Origin of the sequence: Nostoc sp. (genome assembly GCF_036917575.1) — a bacterium.
Taxonomy (GTDB): domain Bacteria; phylum Cyanobacteriota; class Cyanobacteriia; order Cyanobacteriales; family Nostocaceae; genus Nostoc.
On record NZ_JBALDC010000072.1, the window covers coordinates 76,886 to 96,203 of the forward strand.

Sequence of the window (19,318 nt, forward strand, 5' to 3'; positions counted from 1 at the left end):
GTTAATTAATATGCAAACGAATGAACCAAAAGTTTCAGTAATTATCCCTACTTATAATCGTAAACACTATTTAGAAAGAGCTATTAATAGTGTTTTGAATCAAACATATACTGATTACGAGTTGATTGTAGTTGATGATGCCTCAAGCGATGGAACTACAAGTTTTATTGTAGAAAAATATCCTAGTATTTGCTGCGTTAGTTTACCAAAAAATTCTGGTGCTGGTGGAGCAAGAAATGAGGGAATTCGGATTGCAAGAGGCAGTTTTATAGCTTTCTTGGATTCTGATGACGAATGGTTGCCTAAGTATTTAGAAACCCAAATTCAATATATTGAGAGTAGTCCTGATAATGTAATAGTTTTCTGTGGGTGTATCCACCAGATGCAAGATGGAAAAATTGAAAAGTTCAGCTGTCAGCCTTGGCTAGCATATCCCGATCTAACTTATCATCTATTGTCGGAAAATTTTATACTTACAGCCTCAATTGTAGTAGTAAGTAAAAAAACTTTAAAGAAAGCAGGTTATTTTAATGAAAGCCTCAAAATTTGCCAAGATAAAGAGCTATTTTTACGATTATTTTGCTTAGGAAAAGCCGTTCACGTTCCTTATTATTTGGTAACTAAATATTCTCATTCGAGTAATCTTACAGGAGATTATAAACTCTGGGTGAAAGAGACATTTGATTTATTGGACATATTTTTTACACATGAGTTGAGTCTGCCTTATAAGAATTTTGAAATTGAGACTAGAAGTCACAATGCTATGAGATTAGCAAGAATATTATGGGGTGAAAAAAAGAGATTTTTATTTGCAATACAAATGTTAGTGAAGGCTTTTATTATTTCTCCAACCTATATAAGCCAACACTTGTGGAAAAAATTGGTTAAGGCTAGTACATAACGCCGTATGCAACTTTTTTTCAAACCTAATCCTCACCCCTTCCCTATTAGCGTTGGGCAGGGTGGTTTCAGACGAAAAAAGAAAAATACATAAGTCTTGATTTCTCGTTTTGTGGCATAGCTTTTTACCCCTCTCCAAACCTCTCCCCCAGAAGGAGAGAGGCTTTGAAACCTTTTCTCTGTTTGTATAAAACCATCCTACCTACCCGTAAACGCGGAGGAGATTAAGGGTAGCACTCGGCGTGTGATGGTGTTAGTGACTTTTGCAAGATATTCTATTCGCCAGATGCTATGTAGCAATCTGTGGTACTGACACCTTCGCGAGCATTTTTTTACTAAAAGACAGACCGTTCTCATTTTTGTCGATGATAATCGTGTCTCCAGAGATAAAAGTATTCTCCAATAACTTGGTGGCGAGGGGGTTTTCTACTTCTCGCTGAATTGCCCGTTTGAGTGGACGAGCGCCGTAAACTGGGTCATAGCCTGATTCGACAAGGTGATCGCAGGCTGATTGGGATATCTCAAAGAAGATTTTTTGCTCGCGGAGGAGATTTTCTACCCGTTTGAGTTGAATGCGGATAATATGCCGCATTTCCGTGCGACTGAGGGCATGGAAGAGAATAATATCATCAAGGCGGTTGATAAATTCCGGGCGGAAATGCGATCGCAAAGCATCCATTACCCGCTTTTGCATCTTTTCATACTTAGAGTCATCACCAGATATATCTAAGATATGTTCGCTGCCAATATTACTAGTCATCACAATGACGGTATTACGAAAATCTGCTGTACGTCCTAGTCCATCAGTAATGCGACCATCATCTAACATTTGCAGAAATATGTTAAATACATCTGGGTGAGCTTTTTCAACCTCATCTAACAAAATTACTGAGTAAGGCTTGCGGCGAACAGCCTCAGTGAGTTGCCCCCCTCTTTCCGAGTCTACATAGCCTGGAGGAGAACCAACTATTCGCATGACAGAATTTTTTTCCATATATTCCGACATGTCAAGCCGGATAATGGCATCATCAGAATCAAAGAGAAACTGAGCTAAAGCACGGGCAAGTTCGGTTTTACCCACACCTGTAGGGCCCATGAACAAAAATGAACCAATAGGACGAGAGGGGTCTTTCATCCCCGCACGGGCGCGGCGAATTGCGGCTGCTACTGCTTCTACAGCCTCTTCTTGCCCAATAACTCGTTGATGTAAATGACTTTCTAATTGCAGCAATTTTTGCCGTTCCGATTCCAACAAGCGATTGACGGGGATTCCTGTCCATTTGGCGACGATTTCGGCAATATCAGCTTCGGTAACTTGTTCTCGCAGCAACGTGGAACCTTGGTTTTGAATTTCTAAAAGGTTCGCTTCTTTGGCTTCGCGATCGCGTTGTACTCCTTCTAATTTGCCATACTTCAGTTGAGCAGCCTTGTTTAGGTCATAAGCACGTTCCGCCTGTTCAATTTGCACTCGCAGCGCATCTTCTTCTTTTTTTAAGGCGCTTATTGCCTCCAATATCTGCTTTTCACCTTGCCATTGCTCATTAAATATTTGCTGTTTTTCCGTTAAATTGACGATTTCTTGTTCAATGCGCTGCAAACGTTCTTTCGTTTGGAGAGTACCCTTTTCTTCGCCGGCTAATGACAGTTTTTCCATTTCTAACTGCATGAGGCGGCGCTCAATAGTTTCCAATTCGGCTGGTTTGGAGGTAATCTCCATTTTCAACTGTGCTGCTGCTTCATCTACTAAGTCAATGGCTTTATCTGGTAAGAAGCGATCGCTAATATAACGCGCTGACAAAGTTGCTGCTGCTACCAAAGCTGAATCAGAAATTTTGACGTTGTGATGCACTTCATAGCGTTCTTTCAACCCCCGCAGAATCGAAATAGTATTTTCCACACTTGGCTGATCGACAAATACTTGCTGAAAGCGGCGTTCTAAGGCAGCGTCTTTCTCAATGTGTTTACGGAATTCGTCGAGGGTAGTAGCACCAATACAACGCAGTTCTCCCCGCGCCAGCATTGGTTTGAGCAAATTTCCCGCATCCATTGCCCCTTGTTGGCTGGAACCTGCGCCGACTACGGTATGTAGTTCGTCAATAAACAGTACGATGTCACCGTTAGATTCTGTAACTTCCTTGAGGACTGCTTTTAAGCGTTCTTCAAATTCTCCTCGCAATTTTGCCCCAGCAATCAAACTACCAATATCTAAAGAGATGAGTTTGCGGTTTTTCAGAGATTCGGGAACGTCACCGTTTACCATCCGTTGTGCTAAAGCTTCTGCGATCGCAGTTTTACCTACCCCAGGTTCACCAATCAATACCGGGTTATTTTTGCTCCGACGAGACAATACTTGAATCACCCGCCGAATTTCGTCATCCCGCCCAATTACCGGGTCGAGTTTTCCCGCTTTTGCCTGTTCTGTCAAATCTCTACCAAATTTTTGTAAGGCTTCATAGCGGGATTCTGGGGTTTGATCAGTCACTTTTTGGCTACCGCGAACGGCTTTGATAGTAGCTTCAAGTTTCGCTGCATCCGCATTAAAGCCTTTGAGTATCTTTCGCCCAATGCGATCGTCCTCAGCAAAGGCCAAAAGTATGTGTTCCACGGAAATGTAGGAGTCTTTCATCCTAGATCTAGCTTCCTCGGCTTGGTCTAGTAAAACATCTAAACTGCGGCTAAGGTAAAGCTGATCGCTTTTACCAACTTTCGGCTGGCGTTGGGTAAAGGCTTCTAACTGCTCCTGCAAGCGAATTGGATCGACCTCAGATCGAGCTAGGATACGTATTGCTAGACTAGTGGGTTCTTCTAATAGGGCAATAATTAAATGTTCAACATCTAGTTGCTGTTGTTGATAAGCACGAACTATATCCTGAGATTTAACAATTGCTTCCCAGGCTTTATCAGTAAATTTATTGGGATCTGTAGGTTGCATCTTTAAAATTTTGGAATTTGGATTTTTAGTTTAGGGATTGGGAGTTGGGATTGGGCATTGGGGAAGGTGGGGCCCCCTCTGGGGATAAGGGGTAATGGGCATTGGAAAAACTTTTCCCTAGTCACTAATTCCTAGTTCCTAGTCCCCAGTCCCTAATTATCCAAACATTCTTAGCGTGTATCCGCGTGTATCTCCGGTGGCAATTTAGGATTGGCAATTGATGATAGTTTAATCTATTACCTATTTTCTAATTTAAAACGAAAACACTGTTATGAGCAGACTTTCTCCAATGGTATTGTTGCGAGCGTTATTAGTGGCGATCGTTAACGACAGTCTGGGGGTAATATGAATAGGATTTACCCAGAGAAGATCCCCTAACCTGCCTAAAAAGGGAAAAGTCTCGCGTATCTGGGTTGATTGGCACGATATACGAGTATGCCAGAAGAATCAATTTCTCTCTAGCTCAACTTTTCAAGACATCAGTGTAGATTTTCCTATTGCTCTGAAACAAAATAGGACTTACGCACAAGTTACGGAATAACGAACCGCCGAGGCACAGAGAAGCCAGTGCGCCCTTGCGGGTTCCCCGACTTGTACCCTTTCTTTTTCGGAGACGCTAGCGCGAACGGGGAAGCAAGCTAGCAAGAGCGTCTTTGAAGGAGAAGCAACTGGCGCGGCACGGGAAAATCAGAGTTTGAGAGATATTTTGCGTAAGTCCTAACAAAAGTTGCTGCCCAGATTCCAGACTTTTTGAAGAAATCGGGGATCTGAATCCAGCTTAAACCAGTGACATTCCACCCTACTGAATAATTTATTTTTTGGAAATTTCTGATATAAATTACTGACTCACAAGTTGCTCTTGTGATTCTTGTTTGACTGGCGACCCTTGAGTTCCCAGTTGAATCAGTTCAATTTTATACCCATCTGGATCTTCCACAAAAGCAATTACCGTCGAACCATGTTTCATCGCCCCTGGTTCACGCACGACTTTACCGCCCTGATTGCGAATTTCTTCACACGTAGCGTAAATATCATCAACGCCAAGGGCAATGTGACCGTAAGCATTACCTAATTCGTATTTTTCCACGCCCCAGTTGTAGGTTAGTTCAATCGCCGAGTTGTCGCTTTCATCGCCATAGCCAACAAAAGCCAGGGTAAATTCTCCCCCCGGATAATCTTTTCGGCGTAGTAATTTCATTCCTAGAATTTCACAGTAGAACTTCAAGGATTCTTCAAGGTTGCCCACCCGCAGCATTGTGTGTAGTAATCGCATATTGACTTGTTCTCTGTAATTGATTTAGTGTTACTCTCTGCCAACAACATTTTAAAGGAGTTCAGGGATTCAAAAATTCAATAACTCAGATGTTGCATCTATCAACAGATAAACCAGAAATAAATCTATTTAATTCGCTGCTACATAAGCAAATTGCGTGTAGGCAGGTTTCAGAATTTGATCAACTCTCCTGTTATTTGACTCCAACTCTGGAAATCTTCTTTAATCTCAGCCTACAAAGTCACTTAAACGCCTATGCTAGCGATTGGGTAAGCTACTGGATTGTGTGCGGTAAAGGCTAAGAACGCACTTGAATAAAGGACAAAAACAGATGACTAACATTTTAGATTTAGATACTGCCATTGAGGCGATCGCAGCCCGTGAAATTCTTGATTCACGCGGTAGACCGACAATTGAAGCCGAAGTACATTTAGCCAACGGTGTTGTAGGATTGGCGCAAGTTCCCAGTGGTGCTTCTACTGGCACTTTTGAGGCTCACGAACTGCGTGATGGCGATAAAAGCCGTTATGGAGGCAAAGGCGTACTCAAGGCAGTAAAAAACGTCAAAGAAGCACTTGCACCAAAATTGTTAGGCTTGGATGCCCTCAACCAAGAACTGCTAGACCGCACAATGATCGCTATAGATGGTTCTGCTAACAAAGAAAATTTGGGAGCTAATGCGATTTTAGCAGTTTCCCTGGCAGCAGCTAAAGCTGGTGCTGAGTCTCTAGAAATTCCTCTGTATCGCTATTTGGGTGGCCCTTTAGCGAATTTGCTCCCAGTGCCGTTGATGAACGTGATTAACGGTGGCGCACACGCCTCAAATAACGTGGATTTTCAAGAGTTTATGATTGTCCCAATTGGCGCAACTTCCTTTAGAGAAGCGTTGCGTTGGGGTGCAGAGGTGTTTGCTACCCTCAGTCAAGTATTAGATGAAAAGGGTTTACTTACTGGTGTGGGTGATGAAGGCGGCTTTGCCCCTAACCTAGAATCTAATCAGGTGGCTTTGGAATTGTTAGTTGCTGCGATTCAGAAAGCTGGTTATAAACCAGGGGAACAAGTAGCTTTAGCGTTAGATGTGGCGGCTAGCGAATTTTACAAGAATGGTCAGTATGTTTACGATGGTAAACCTCACGCTGCGGCTGAATTTATTGATTATTTAGGACAACTAGTTGACCAATATCCGATTGTGTCAATTGAGGATGGTTTGCACGAAGAAGATTGGCAAAGTTGGCAATTACTGACCCAGAAGTTAGGTTCGCGGGTGCAATTGGTAGGGGATGACTTATTTGTGACTAACGCCACTCGCTTGCAAAGAGGCATCCAGGAAAAAGCCGCCAATGCCATTTTGATTAAACTAAATCAAATTGGTTCACTCACCGAAACCTTGGAAACGATTGATTTGGCAACTCGCAATAGTATTCGTTCAGTAATTAGCCATCGTTCTGGTGAAACTGAAGATACAACGATCGCTGATTTAGCTGTAGCAACCCGTGCCGGTCAAATCAAAACAGGTTCTCTATGTCGCAGCGAACGAGTGGCAAAATATAATCGCTTGCTGCGAATTGAAGATGAACTAGGCGATCGCGCCGTTTATGCTGGTGCTGTGGGGTTAGGGCCGAAGTAGGGACTGGGGACTGGGGATTGGGGATTGATCAATAATCAATAGTTTTTCTTCCCCTGCCCCATGCCCAATCAAGGATAAAACCCCAATTTGGGCAACCCCAAGGTTTCATCCCAGCCCATCATCAGGTTCAGACACTGAATCGCTTGGCCCGCTTGTCCTTTAATTAGATTGTCAATTGCTGACATGACAATTACGCGACCTGTACGTGGGTCAACTTCTACACCGATGTAACAAAGATTGCTGCCATTAGCCCACTTAGTTTGCGGGTAAACGCCGCTACCGCAGACTCTTACCCAAGGAGAATTGCGGTAGAAGGCTGAGAAAATTGTGATTAAGTCATCTCGCACTAAACCGGGGTCGCTCATTGTGGCATATACCGTTGCCAAAATACCGCGTACCATTGGGATAAGGTGCGGTGTAAATTGGATCATGAGTTCGTGACCGGCTAAATCACTGCAAATTTGCTCAATTTCTGGAGTATGACGGTGACAACCAACATTGAAAGCTGTTATGGAATTATCTGCTTCAGCTAGTAACAAGTTGGTTTTCATCTGCCGTCCACTGCTAGATGTGCCAGACTTAGCATCGATAATAGCTGTTTCTGGTCTGATTAAGCCTTGCTTTAAAAGTGGCGAAAGCGCAAGGAGACTAGCAGTCGCATAAGAACCAGGACAACCAATGAGTTGAGCTTCAGCAATGCGATCGCGGTAAAGTTCAGGTAATCCATAAACTGCTGTGGCTGCAATTGTGCGATCGCTTCTCTCTGTACCATACCAATTTGTATAAGTTGTCAAATTACTAAACCGATAGTCCGCACTCAAATCTAGTACTTTACATCCTTTTTCCAGCAGTTTGGGTGCGAATTGGCAAGCCAGACCATTTGATAAAGACAGGAAAACTACTTCACAGCGATGAGCAATTATTTCTGGTTCTATTGCCTCTATTAGCAAGTTAGTTGCATGAGCCAGATGCGGGTAGAGATCCCCAAAAGATTTCCCGATACTACTCTCACCTCCTAAATAAACCATTTCGACTTCTGGGTGATCCATAAGTAGTCGTACTAACTGCACTCCACCGTAGCCCGACGCGCCAACAATCCCAACGGGTACGCGTCTAAATTTGCCCATGATCCCAAATCCTTATCCCATGAATGGTTAATTCGTTCTCAGCTATCAACAATATCAGCGACTAGACGCGGAGCGCACAAAACGTCTCAAACCCCTTTACTTTGTTCTGAGAAGATGGGGGAGCAAACAAACAATTATTATTCTTCCTCATTTTCTTCATCCTTTACTGTCGCTGCACTCGATCGCCACTTTTAATGGCAAAAATTTTTGTCTTTTAATCAAATCATTGCTAGTCTACTTCTCTGCCTTATAAAGGAGCTACAATCTAAAAGAAGAAATTGTAAAAAAAATTTACGTTTATAGCTGGAAATCTTTCTGTGTCACAGCCTAATCCTACCCAAGCTTTTAAATTTGATTCGATTGATGCCGCTTTAGCAGACCTAAAAGCTGGTCGCGTCATTGTAGTGGTAGATGATGAAAATAGAGAAAATGAAGGCGACTTAATTTGTGCTGCCCAATTTGCCACACCGGACATGATTAATTTCATGGCGGTGGAAGCAAGAGGACTAATTTGTTTAGCAATGACGGGCGATCGCTTAGACGAGCTAGATTTACCCTTAATGGTAAGCAACATTACAGATACTAACCAAACTGCCTTCACTGTTAGTATTGATGCCGGGCCAGAATTAGGTGTTACCACAGGCATTTCAGCAGAAGACCGCGCCCGAACTATCCAGGTTACTCTCAATCCAGCTACAAAACCTACCGATTTACGTCGTCCTGGTCATATTTTTCCGATTCGGGCTAAAGTTGGAGGCGTACTCAAACGCGCAGGACATACGGAAGCTGCTGTGGACTTAGCTAGACTAGCAGGGCTATACCCAGCGGGGGTAATTTGTGAAATTCAAAACTCCGATGGTTCAATGGCGCGGTTGCAGCAGTTATTTGAATATGCTAAACGTCACAATTTAAAAATTATTAATATTGCGGATTTAATCAGCTATCGCCTACAGCACGATCGCTTAGTATATCGTGAGGTAATTACCAAGCTGCCTAGTCAATTCGGTCAGTTTGAAATTTACGCTTATCGCCACACTCTAGATAATACAGAACACGTGGCAATTGTCAAGGGCGATCCAGCTAATTTCAAAGATGAGCCAGTGATGGTGCGGATGCACTCAGAATGCTTAACTGGTGATGCCTTGGGTTCTTTACGCTGCGACTGTCGGATGCAGCTTGTAGCTGCACTCAAAATGATTGAGTCTGCTGGTCAAGGTGTAGTTGTATACTTGCGTCAAGAAGGACGGGGAATCGGCTTGATTAACAAGCTGAAAGCCTACTCGTTGCAGGATATGGGACTGGATACAGTTGAAGCAAATGAGCGTTTGGGATTTCCTGCTGACTTGCGAGACTACGGTATGGGGGCACAAATGCTCATGGACTTGGGCATCAAAAAAATTCGTTTGATTACCAATAATCCCCGCAAAATTGCTGGTGTCAAGGGTTATGGGTTGGAGGTAGTTGATCGCGTGCCATTGTTGATTGAAGCAAACGATTACAATTCCTATTATTTGGCGACAAAAGCGAAAAAGCTGGGTCACATGCTGTTACAGACTTATCTAGTAACAGTAGCAATCCACTGGCAAGATGACCCGGAAGCTGTGACAGAACGTTATGAACGCTTAGAAAAACTGCGACATTTAGCGAAAAGCAACGATTTATTGTTACAAGAAGAAGCGCGTCCCTTAGCGCTGGCTCTATTTGACGAGCCATCTTTAACAATACACTTGGGTTTCGATCAGCCAAAAGTTGCTAGCAGTGATTGGTATGAACAAAGTGGTCATCCTTATATACACGCAATCTTCCAAATTCTGGATAACCTAGCAACTGTGCCTTACATCCAGAAACTAGAATTTCTGATTTCTTCTGGTTGCGATCCTTTGAGTAATTTACAAGTCCAACTAGATCGGCAGACATTCGCCGATGGTACACTGCCTTCATCAATTAGCGATCGCTTGGAGACGCAACAAATTTATAGCTTTAGCAAATAGCTACAACCCTAAAAGCCAACTTTTTAATGGGTTGGAGAATTTATTGTGTGTAAGTCTTACATTCCTCCCGAACTTTTCAGCCATTCTTTTATATGACAATGAGAGCAATCAAAATTATTGTTGAAAAACATGATGACGGTTACGTAGCATATCCCTTGGGTATCAAGGGGGTTGTAGTTGGTGAAGGTGACAGCTATGAAGAAGCACTAGCTGATGTTAAATCTGCTATCCACTGCCATATAGATATTTTTGGTCAAGAGGTTTTAGAAGAGGAATCACCAGTCCTAGAAGCTTTTGTGGCGGAAGCTGAGGTTCCTATTTAATGGTTAAATTCCCAGTAGACGTACCTAAAGCTAAAGTAATTAAGACATTGGAATTTCTGGGATTCACTGTTATTAGAGAGCGGGAACATATTGTTATGGAGCGATAAAACGAAGATGGAACAAAAACTCCACTGACTATGCCTAACGCTTCTCAAATCAAAGGTTCGACGTTGAGATCCATCTGTACTCAAGCGGGTATCTCAAGAGAGGATTTTTTATCTGCTTATGAGCAAATCTGAAAGTCTGTATTCCGTTTTCACTCAAAACACTCTAAAAAATACAGTCACAAATAAATTCTTTTACTAAGCGATCGCATCTCTCCAGACAAGCTTACCAATAGGCGATTCGTGAAAACAAGATAATGGGCGAGCGCTCTCCAAACTGCTACTTTTTAGCTGAAACAAAAAGAAGCCTCTCACTCACACGAAGGGGAATCATAAGATTAACTTTTGGGCGATGAGGAGTTGACTCCATACCCCATTCCCCATACCCAATTAATAATGAGTTGCCGACTTGCGATGATGCACGGCTGTAACGCCATCTGTATCTAGCAATTTGCCACTCTCAACAGTCGCATAAACTAGCCAGTGATCGCCAGATTCCATCCGGTTTTGTACGGAACATTCGAGATATGCTAAGGCATCCGTGAGTATGGGAGAACCGCTTTCAGTTTCTTGGGCGGCGACATCAGCAAATCGGTCTTGTCCTGGGCCAAAAGGTTTGAGGAAGTGCTTCATCAATCCCAGGTGATTCCCCTCTTTGAGGATATTGAGGACAAATTTGTTTCCTGTATGCGTCAGTGTTTCTACTGCGCGGTCTTTAGCAACGGCGATGGTTAAACCAGGTGGACTAAAGCTGGCTTGAGATACCCATGAAGCTAACATGGCACTGGAGCGATCGCCTTCTTTGGCTGTGAGAACGCAAAGAGAACCGACAATCCGACCAACTGCTTGTTCTACATTTGTTGCAGGTTGACGTGGCGAGCGCACTTTTCTTGCTTTCTTCAATGCTTGGGCAAAGTCGGTTCCAGCTTCTTCACATAATTGTAAGGTGGCATCGTCGGGTTTGAATTTTACGCGGATGGTATCAAAACCAAACCGATAGCCAGCATCTTTTAATTTACCCTCGATTAAATCAACCGCTTCCCCACTCCAGCCAAAGGAACCAAAAGCACCAGCGAGTTTATTGTTAGTAGCGGTGGATAGGACAATTCCTAGTGCTGTTTGTACTGGTGTGGGTGCATGACCGCCGAGAGTAGGAGAACCGATGATGAAACCACCCGCTTTTTCCACAGCCGCCCGGATTTCTTCTGGTTCCGTAAATTCGCAGTTAATCGATTCTACGGCAACGCCAGCTTTTGTGATCCCACGAGCGATCGCTTGGGCTAATGTGGCTGTATTCCCATAAGCTGATGCATAAATTAACGCTACTGTCAACTCAGCAGATGCTTGCTGCTGAATCCATTCCCGATAAGCTTTGGTTAGCTCGATTAAGCCATAACGCACCAAAGGCCCGTGTCCAGTACCATACATTCTCGCAGGAAAATCAGCAAGTTTATCTAAGGCTGTTTCAACTTGACGAGCGTGGGGAGCCATGAGGCAATCAAAATAATAGCGCCGATCTTCGTTATATACTTCCCAGCCTTCATCAAATACCTGATCTCCACAAACGTGCGCCCCAAATAACTTATCTGTATATAGAATTTCTGTTTGGGGATCGTAGGTACAGAGTTGATCGGCATAGCGGGGATTGGGAGTGGGAATAAATTGTAAATTATGCCCATTACCCAAATCTAGAGTTTCTTCGCCCCGCATCACAAGAATTTGCAAATCTGGATTTTCCAGCGCCGCACGTAAATTTATCGCCCCTGGATTAGAACACACAAAGGTGATTTGTGGGGCAATTTCTAACAAAGCTTTTAAAGTTGCAGCACGGTTAGGATTTACGTGTCCCAAAATTACATAATCTAAATCTTCAAGATGGAAACGTTGTTGCAAAGCTTCTAAATAAATTTGCGTAAACGTTTCCCCTGGAGGATCGATAATGACGCTTTTATCGCTTTCGATTAAATAAGAATTAGCAGTTGTACCTTTAGCAAGAGCATATTCAATTTCAAATCTAAGCCTTGACTGACTGCGCGATCGCAGTATTCTCGTATCTGTAGCAACGGGGAAAACTTGAACGTCACGGGGTTTATTTTTTAACATAGCTTTATTGGGAATTGAGTACTGGTGATTGGGGATTGGGTACTGGATATTGGGTATTTGGAAAACTTTCTCCTAGTTCCCAGTCCCCAGTCCCTAGTAGTTCGCCAAGTGAACTTGGCGGGGTAAAGGGTAAGGGGGAAGGTGGGGCCCCCTCTGGGGATAAGGGGCAGGGGGAAAGGTTTTAAATCCCTTACCCTTTTCCCTTTCCCCTTTCCCCAGCCCGAAAAAGCGCATCTTTGGGTTGGCAGACTACTAGTCCCCAGTCCCTAATAGTGATTACCAACTTTACGGTGATGCACAGCAGTTAAACTTTCTGGCTTAGAAACCCCTCCGGCGTAGACTGTGCTATATACTCCCCAATGGTCGCCGCAATCCATTCTACTGATGACTTCGCACTCCATGTAGGCGAGGGCGTCGTTCAAGATAGGCGCACCATTTTCGGCTGGCTGAGTTCTCACACCTTGAAAACGATCTGCACCAGGGGCGAACCGTTTTAAAAAGTGTTTCATTAATGGTTGGAAATTGCCTTCTTCTAAGACATTGAGAACAAAGCGATCGCCTACTTGCATGAGTGATTCAATTGCCCGATCTTTGGCGACTGCAATGGAGAATCCCAATGGTTTAAAGCTAGCTTGAGCAACCCAGGATGCTAGCATAGCACTGGAAACATTGCCTTTTTTTGCAGTAATAATATATAACCCACCACTAATTCTACCTAATGCTTTATCTAAGTCAGCACCAAGGGATTTCATCGCTTTGATGCTGCGATCGCGTGTTACCCATTGAGCTAAGTCTGTACCCGCTTCTTCACACAACTTGTAGGTATTTTCTGTAGGCGTTTGTTTAATCCGAATCGCTGGGAAAACTGTTATCAAACCCAAATTACGGAATTTACTCACCAAAGGATCTATTGGCTCATCATCGCCACCACCAGTTTCAAATACGCCGATAGCTTGCTTTTCTTTAGCCGATCCTAAAACTGTGCTGAGTGCAGCTTGGATATTCGCAGCGCCCGAAGCCGGAGGTAATCCAACGATTAGTCCAGCACAACGGCTAACTAGTTCTCGCAGTTCTTGTAAATCGACTTCAGATCCCAAATCGACAATTTCCACGGCGACACCAGTTTTACTGATACCGTTAGCAATTGCTTGCGCGAGGCGATCGCTATATCCGTATTCGGAAACGTAAAATATTCCAATTGTTGTTTCTGCCTTGGTTTGGCTTTGGCTCCAAGTGCGATAACGTCCTACTAGTTCTTCAACATTGTGAGATAATAATGGCCCGTGTCCTGTGGCAATCATGTCGATGGTTTTCAGTTCTGCCATCCGCTTCAAGGCAGATATAACTGAGCGGGCATTCGGCCCCATCAAGCAATCGTAGTAGTAATGAAAATCTTCTTCGATGGCTGCCAAATTTTCATCAAAAGTGCTATCTGAGCAATAGTGCAACCCAAAAGCGTCGCAGGTATAGAGAGTTTTGGTTTTGTGGTCGAAGCTGAAAATGGTATCGGGCCAATGTAAATTTGGGGCAATCACGAATTCAAATTCATGCCCATTGCCCAAATCTAAGCGATCGCCATTTTTCACAATCCGCCGTTTAAATGGCTGATGTACCAAATTCTCCAGAAATTGAATCGCCACTTTGGAACCGACAACGGTTATTTCTGGAGCCATAAACAGCAAATCTTTAACTAAACCACTGTGGTCTGGCTCGGTGTGGCTGATAATTAAATAATCAATCTCTGTTGGGTTGATTAATCCAGTGAGTGTATCGAAGTATAGTTGACGAAACTTTTCATGGGAGGTATCAACTAAGGCAGTCTGCTCCCCACGGATGAGAAACGAGTTATAAGTAGTACCGTTTTGCAGACCAAACTCAATATCGAAGCGATCGCGATCCCAATCCAAAGAGCGAATAGCTGTCGTCTCTTGAGCAATCTCTACAGTCTGTATGGTGAGCCGTTTTTCGGTTTTTTCGGTAAGTGCTACCATAACTCCCTCCTTGACACAATGAGTATTTGTTCCTCTAGGTTTATTGTGACACGGTTTTAATGTTAATTTTTATTAAAAAATCTCTAGCTAACTTAAAAAAGTTAAAAGTGTGAAACCACAAACGCACATAGAAGAAATTTGGTTAGCCTTGGAAATTGGTAATTCTCGGCTGCATTGGGCATTGTTTGTAGGCGAGACGTTTTACTCAGCTTGGGATACCGACTATCTTTCTGAGTCTGTCATCCAACACTTAGTTGAATGTCAAACCCTGTATGATTTATTACTAGCAATTTCTCTACCCGATCAACAAAGTAATTTTCTCACAAATACTCCACCCTTTTGCACCTTTGCTTCTCTGCCTCCCTGCCCTCTTTTTCTCGCCTCCGTAGTTCCCAGTCAAACTGCTATTTGGCAAACTTACCCAAACACTCGCATTATTACCTTAGACCAGATACCACTAATAGGTATGTATCCCACATTGGGAATTGATCGTGCTTTAGCTTTGTGGGGTGCGGGGAAAAGGTGGGGTTTTCCTATGTTGGTAATTGATGCTGGGACAACGCTGACTTTTACGGCTGCGGATGCTAAGAAGTCTCTAATTGGAGGTGCAATTTTGCCAGGATTAGGTTTGCAATTTGCAACTCTTGGTCAACAAACAGGACAATTACCATTTCTAGAAACGCCAACTTTAACATTTTTACCATCACGTTTTGCGCTGAATACAACAGAGGCTATTCAAAGCGGGGTTATTTACACATTAATAGCTGGAATTAAAGATTTTATTGAAGCCTGGTTGCAATTATTTCCTAATGGGAAGATTACGCTTAAAGGGGGCGATCGCACTTTATTACTAAACTATTTGCAAGCCTTATATCCTAAAATTGCAGCACCTTTAATTGTGGAACCAAATTTAATTTTTTGGGGAATGTGTGAAATAGTAATGGGTGAGAAGTAAATGGCAAAATATTGGCGCGATCGCAAGATAAGCAGACAGTTTATGGTATGGATAAAATAAAATTAAGAACTTCCAGTTAAAAAATTATACTATTATAGGGACGTAAGGTTTTGCGCACCTAAAAATCTACAAACAATTTGAGATAATTTATTTTTTGTAAGTTACTTAAATAGTACTTGTCGGTGATAGTTTATCGAATTTTTGATAAAAACCCTACCGTTTTGACCAAACAATTTGTTGCTTTAAAATTGAAAGTTCAATAATACAGGATAAACACTAAATGCGCCGCTTATTAGTCAATTTTACCTGTGGCTTGCTAATTGCAGTTCCAGGTTCTAGTGGAGTAAGTCTACAACCAACTCATAGTTGTCAAAGCTTGCAGTCAAAATCAAATTTCTTAGTTGTAGGTGGTGGTGGTGCGCCTTCTTATAACGAAATCGCTTTAGAGAAAAATGTACTTTACTTTCAGCGTACCCTACAATTCATGGGGTACAATCCAAAGCAAGTTGCATCCATTTTCTTTGCCAATGGTAACGATGGTCAAGCCTCTGTGCGCTATATTGACCAGCAAAGAAGACAGCAATTTAAACGACCAAATATTCCCCACCTTCAAGGTGCTACTACTTTAAATAACTTAGAGCGTTATTTCCAGCAGTTAGGACAACATAAAAGTTCTAAAGTTTCGTTTTTATACTTCACAGGACATGGAGGCAAAAATACACAAGACCTAGATAACAATTATTTTATGTTGTGGAATGAACAACCGCTGAGTGTCAAGCATTTTTCTCAAATGCTAGATAAAATGCCATCAGAGAAACCTGTTGTAGCAATGATGGCTCAATGTTTTTCTGGCTCTTTTGCTAATTTTATCTATGAAGAGGGAAATCCCAAACGTCCTGTAGCACTTCAAACACGTTGTGGATTCTTTGCAACGATTAAAAGTTTACCTTCAGTCGGCTGTACGCCAGAGGTAAATGAGGCTGACTATCGAGATTATAGTTCTAGCTTCTTTGCAGGTTTGAGTGGACGCGATCGCACAGGGAAAACAGTGAGTTCTGCTGATTACAATCAAGATGGACGAATTACTTATGCCGAAGCTCATGCTTTTGCTAAGGTGGATGAGAAATCGATGGATTTACCAATATCTACTTCTGAGGCTTGGTTGCAGAACAAAGTTTTTCCAACGCAGGAAAAGACAATTCTTACTCAACCAATTAGTCAAATTTTAAAGACAGCTCGCCCTGAACAGCGCTATGTAGTCGATTCTTTAGTGAAAAAGTTTAATTTAGACAAACAAAAACCTATTTTTGTAGTTCTACAAAATATAGATAGTAACAAAATTAAAATCGACGAACAGCAGGCTTATTTTAAACGCTTGAAGATGGAACTGATTGACATTGCTGTTGAAAAGCAAATCCGTACTTCTGGTAATCAAAAAGATATTGCGATACTCAAACGGTTGGTAAAGTGCGAGAGTGGTTCTTGGAAAAAATAAATCAACTAAAACAGCTGATAGTTTATATAGCATTGAGCCAAGATATAATCAAAAACTTGCAAGATGACCACTCTCCAACTCCTGCATCGCTTTATCAATAGTGCATCTATTCCATCCTAATTCCCATTTAATTAAAGTCTGTCCATCTATTCCCAAACCTTTCACCACTTCTAACATGAATTGTCGTCAGTTGCTTCGCTTGAGTTTTTTGGCTGTTTTGATATACAGAGATTTTAGGTGATTGGTGAGTTGAATGATAGATTTCAAAGATATAGGACTTATATTTGATTGCGTGAAAAAACTCAGTACACCTTTATTGCTTTTTCCCAGTCCCCAGTCTCTACGAGTAATTCTCCGAATCAAATCGGATTGCTATATGAGGTAGGCTGCATACTGAAATTATCTATCTGCGATCGTAAGATCAATCATTCTGTGGAGTTCTCTTAATAAACTCTCGAATATCGATTGCTACAACTTCAGCAGAAGATTCTGGTAAGTCATTTCCGGCATGAGCAATCATTTTCAACTCGACTTTCGGCATTAGTTGAGCATAAACCCGGCTCTTGGCTAAAGCATCTGGCGTATCTTGCCCACCTTGTAAAATAAAAACTGGCACATCTATCATATAAAGCTGCTTTTGCAGTAATTCCGCCTCAATTTCTGCTTGTTGACGTTTAAAAAGTAACTGACAACCGATAGGATATGGCAAAAGCGTCTGACGCAGCCGCAAGTCCTGGGCAATTTTTTCATGCCAACCCACGATTTTAGTCAAGGGAGTTAGCGATCGCAAAAATTTCACTATTAGTGGTGGATAATTCAATAATCGCCGCATCTTTTGGCAATACTCTTCAAGTCCAGCTATCTCTACGCCCTCTGGTGCTAGCAGTACCACACCATCAACTTTCTCTGGATACTTTAAAACATAGCTAGCAGCAATCCAACCTCCAAGAGAATGCCCTACTAAATATACTTTTTCTAGCTTCAAAGCTTGCAAGAATTCAGCAAGACACTCAACTTGTAAATCTATCGAATGGTAGATATTAGGATTTTCTGATTCACCAAACCCTAACAAATCAGGTGCAAAACAATGAAAATCTTGTGCAAGAAATTCCATTACAGATAACCATTGACTGCTCTCATTCCAAGCACCATGTAAAAAAATTATAGGAGTTTTTTCACCGACTTCACGCCAGAATAATAGCCCTTGAGAGAGCTTTCTCCGGGAGTTACGGAATAGTGTATCCATTTTATTTAGTAGTTAACTTTTAGCACCAAAATAAATAGTCATTAGTCATTGGTTATTATTAACTAGTTCTGGATAAATTACAAAAAGAGAAGTGTGAGCCAAGGCTTCCTGAGATCATAAGGTAACTCCAAAAAATAAATTATCCAATTTGTCTACTCAACTAGACTTCCTTCTTCCTTGTCCCCTTGTCCCCAAGTCGTCCCTCTGCGATTGAATATTTTTTTACTTAGAAGTCCCTAACTTTGGCGGCAAATGACAAAGGACTAATAACTAATGACCAATTAAAAAATATTGTTATGCCAGTGTTGTCAAGCCATTCAAGTAGTCTTGCAACTGCCGAGTATGGTCGTGAGACATCTTTCCTGAAGGTAGTAAACTGGGAGAGAAAGCTTGGATTTCCATGACTTCTAAAGTGTCTTGAATCTCCATTGTCCCATGCACCTCGGCTTCAACCACAATACAAATTGAATGGATTCTGGGATCGCGGTCTGGTGCAGAGTAAACTCCTACTAAACGGTTAATTTTCACCAATTCTAGCCCGGTTTCCTCTATCAATTCCCGGCGGACTGTATTGGGAACATCTTCTCCCCAATCTACAATCCCTCCAGGCAATGACCAAAGACCATTGTCGCGCCGCCGGATCAGTACAATCCGACCATCGGGTAAAATTGGGATAATACTAGTGCCAGTAATGGGATGACGAAATATTATACCCAGTACTGTTTGTCCAATCCGCCATAAGCTACGTGTGGACTCGACAGCTGCCGGAAAAAAAGCAATAACGTTCAATCTTCAAAATTTATGTGTTGTATTCTATAGTTCTCCACCACTTACATAGACTCAACGAATAAAGATTTTATTGAGTTTTGTTTTATACAAATATGTTTATGGTTTGAGATTTTATTCTCACGATTTACGTAGAATACTATCGATTCTAACATCAAGTTTAAATAGAGGTACTGTCTTTATATATACATAATATTTATTTACCCAGATAAATTTTCAGTTTATAGCTAGCATTAGTGCTGCTGAAACTAGCTATCGCAGTTTTTCAGTACATATTAAAAATAATATGAATAATAAGTCAAAATTCTGAATTCTGAATTTATCAAAGGCAATTAATTAAATAAAGTTTGAGACCTCCACTTAATTGAAAACTATTCAATCAAATATTAAACTTCATGCTTAAATTAATCTATGCCTCCTGAATTTTGATGACTGACCCCTGAATTATATTCTTGATAATATTGG

13 protein-coding genes and 1 pseudogene are annotated in these 19,318 nt (G+C 41.9%); 6 read left to right on the forward strand and 8 right to left on the reverse strand.

From position 1 onward, the window contains the following. Positions 1-10: 10 nt before the first annotated feature. Positions 11-901, forward strand: coding sequence for a glycosyltransferase family 2 protein (locus V7K79_RS21355; protein ID WP_335050156.1), 891 nt, complete (start codon positions 11-13; stop codon positions 899-901). Positions 902-1,189: 288 nt separating this feature from the next. Here the strand turns inward: V7K79_RS21355 and clpB are convergent, their stop codons facing one another. Further along, a complete protein-coding gene (gene clpB / locus V7K79_RS21360; RefSeq protein WP_335050157.1) occupies positions 1,190-3,832 on the reverse strand; it encodes an ATP-dependent chaperone ClpB in 2,643 nt (880 codons plus the stop codon). An 838-nt stretch (positions 3,833-4,670) separates the two neighbouring features. Continuing rightward, positions 4,671-5,105, reverse strand: a complete 435-nt coding sequence (gloA, locus tag V7K79_RS21365) for a lactoylglutathione lyase (RefSeq protein ID WP_335050159.1) — start codon at positions 5,103-5,105, stop codon at positions 4,671-4,673. Between the two features lie 331 nt (positions 5,106-5,436). Between gloA and eno the strand changes: the two genes are divergently transcribed. Next, positions 5,437-6,732 carry a phosphopyruvate hydratase gene (eno, locus tag V7K79_RS21370; RefSeq protein ID WP_335050161.1) on the forward strand — a complete coding sequence of 432 codons (1,296 nt, stop codon included), beginning with the start codon at positions 5,437-5,439 and terminating at the stop codon, positions 6,730-6,732. Between the two features lie 68 nt (positions 6,733-6,800). Here the strand turns inward: eno and argC are convergent, their stop codons facing one another. Further along, entirely contained in the window at positions 6,801-7,859 is a 1,059-nt protein-coding gene (gene argC / locus V7K79_RS21375; protein ID WP_335050163.1) for an N-acetyl-gamma-glutamyl-phosphate reductase, read from the reverse strand. A gap of 317 nt (positions 7,860-8,176) precedes the next feature. Between argC and ribBA the strand changes: the two genes are divergently transcribed. Together ribBA and V7K79_RS21385 are read left to right on the forward strand one after the other, a co-directional pair. Continuing rightward, a complete protein-coding gene (ribBA, locus tag V7K79_RS21380) occupies positions 8,177-9,850 on the forward strand; it encodes a bifunctional 3,4-dihydroxy-2-butanone-4-phosphate synthase/GTP cyclohydrolase II (protein WP_335050165.1) in 1,674 nt (557 codons plus the stop codon). 92 nt (positions 9,851-9,942) lie between these two features. Further along, a complete protein-coding gene (locus V7K79_RS21385; RefSeq protein ID WP_335050167.1) occupies positions 9,943-10,173 on the forward strand; it encodes a type II toxin-antitoxin system HicB family antitoxin in 231 nt (76 codons plus the stop codon). A 494-nt stretch (positions 10,174-10,667) separates the two neighbouring features. On the opposite strand, the gene V7K79_RS21390 is transcribed toward V7K79_RS21385, so the two are convergent. Further along, entirely contained in the window at positions 10,668-12,380 is a 1,713-nt protein-coding gene (locus tag V7K79_RS21390; protein ID WP_335050169.1) for a diflavin flavoprotein, read from the reverse strand. Positions 12,381-12,646: 266 nt separating this feature from the next. Then, the gene (locus V7K79_RS21395) at positions 12,647-14,371 is read right to left on the reverse strand and encodes a diflavin flavoprotein (RefSeq protein WP_335050171.1); all 1,725 of its coding nucleotides are present in this window, start codon (positions 14,369-14,371) and stop codon (positions 12,647-12,649) included. A gap of 109 nt (positions 14,372-14,480) precedes the next feature. Here V7K79_RS21395 and V7K79_RS21400 point away from each other — a divergent pair, with 109 nt between their 5' ends. Then, a complete protein-coding gene (locus V7K79_RS21400) occupies positions 14,481-15,326 on the forward strand; it encodes a pantothenate kinase (protein WP_335050173.1) in 846 nt (281 codons plus the stop codon). A 280-nt stretch (positions 15,327-15,606) separates the two neighbouring features. Then, positions 15,607-16,821, forward strand: a complete 1,215-nt coding sequence (locus tag V7K79_RS21405) for a Caspase domain-containing protein (protein WP_335050175.1) — start codon at positions 15,607-15,609, stop codon at positions 16,819-16,821. Between the two features lie 66 nt (positions 16,822-16,887). Here the strand turns inward: V7K79_RS21405 and V7K79_RS30050 are convergent. The 3 genes and pseudogenes from V7K79_RS30050 to V7K79_RS21415 all read right to left on the reverse strand — a co-directional run. Beyond that, positions 16,888-17,094, reverse strand: a pseudogene (locus V7K79_RS30050) (ISAzo13 family transposase); the annotation flags it as partial. 148 nt (positions 17,095-17,242) lie between these two features. Further along, the gene (locus V7K79_RS21410) at positions 17,243-18,067 is read right to left on the reverse strand and encodes an alpha/beta fold hydrolase (RefSeq protein ID WP_335050177.1); all 825 of its coding nucleotides are present in this window, start codon (positions 18,065-18,067) and stop codon (positions 17,243-17,245) included. Positions 18,068-18,361: 294 nt separating this feature from the next. Continuing rightward, positions 18,362-18,856 (reverse strand): NUDIX hydrolase, encoded by a 495-nt coding sequence (locus V7K79_RS21415; protein WP_335050179.1) that lies wholly within the window; start codon positions 18,854-18,856, stop codon positions 18,362-18,364. Between the last annotated feature and the right edge of the window lie 462 nt (positions 18,857-19,318).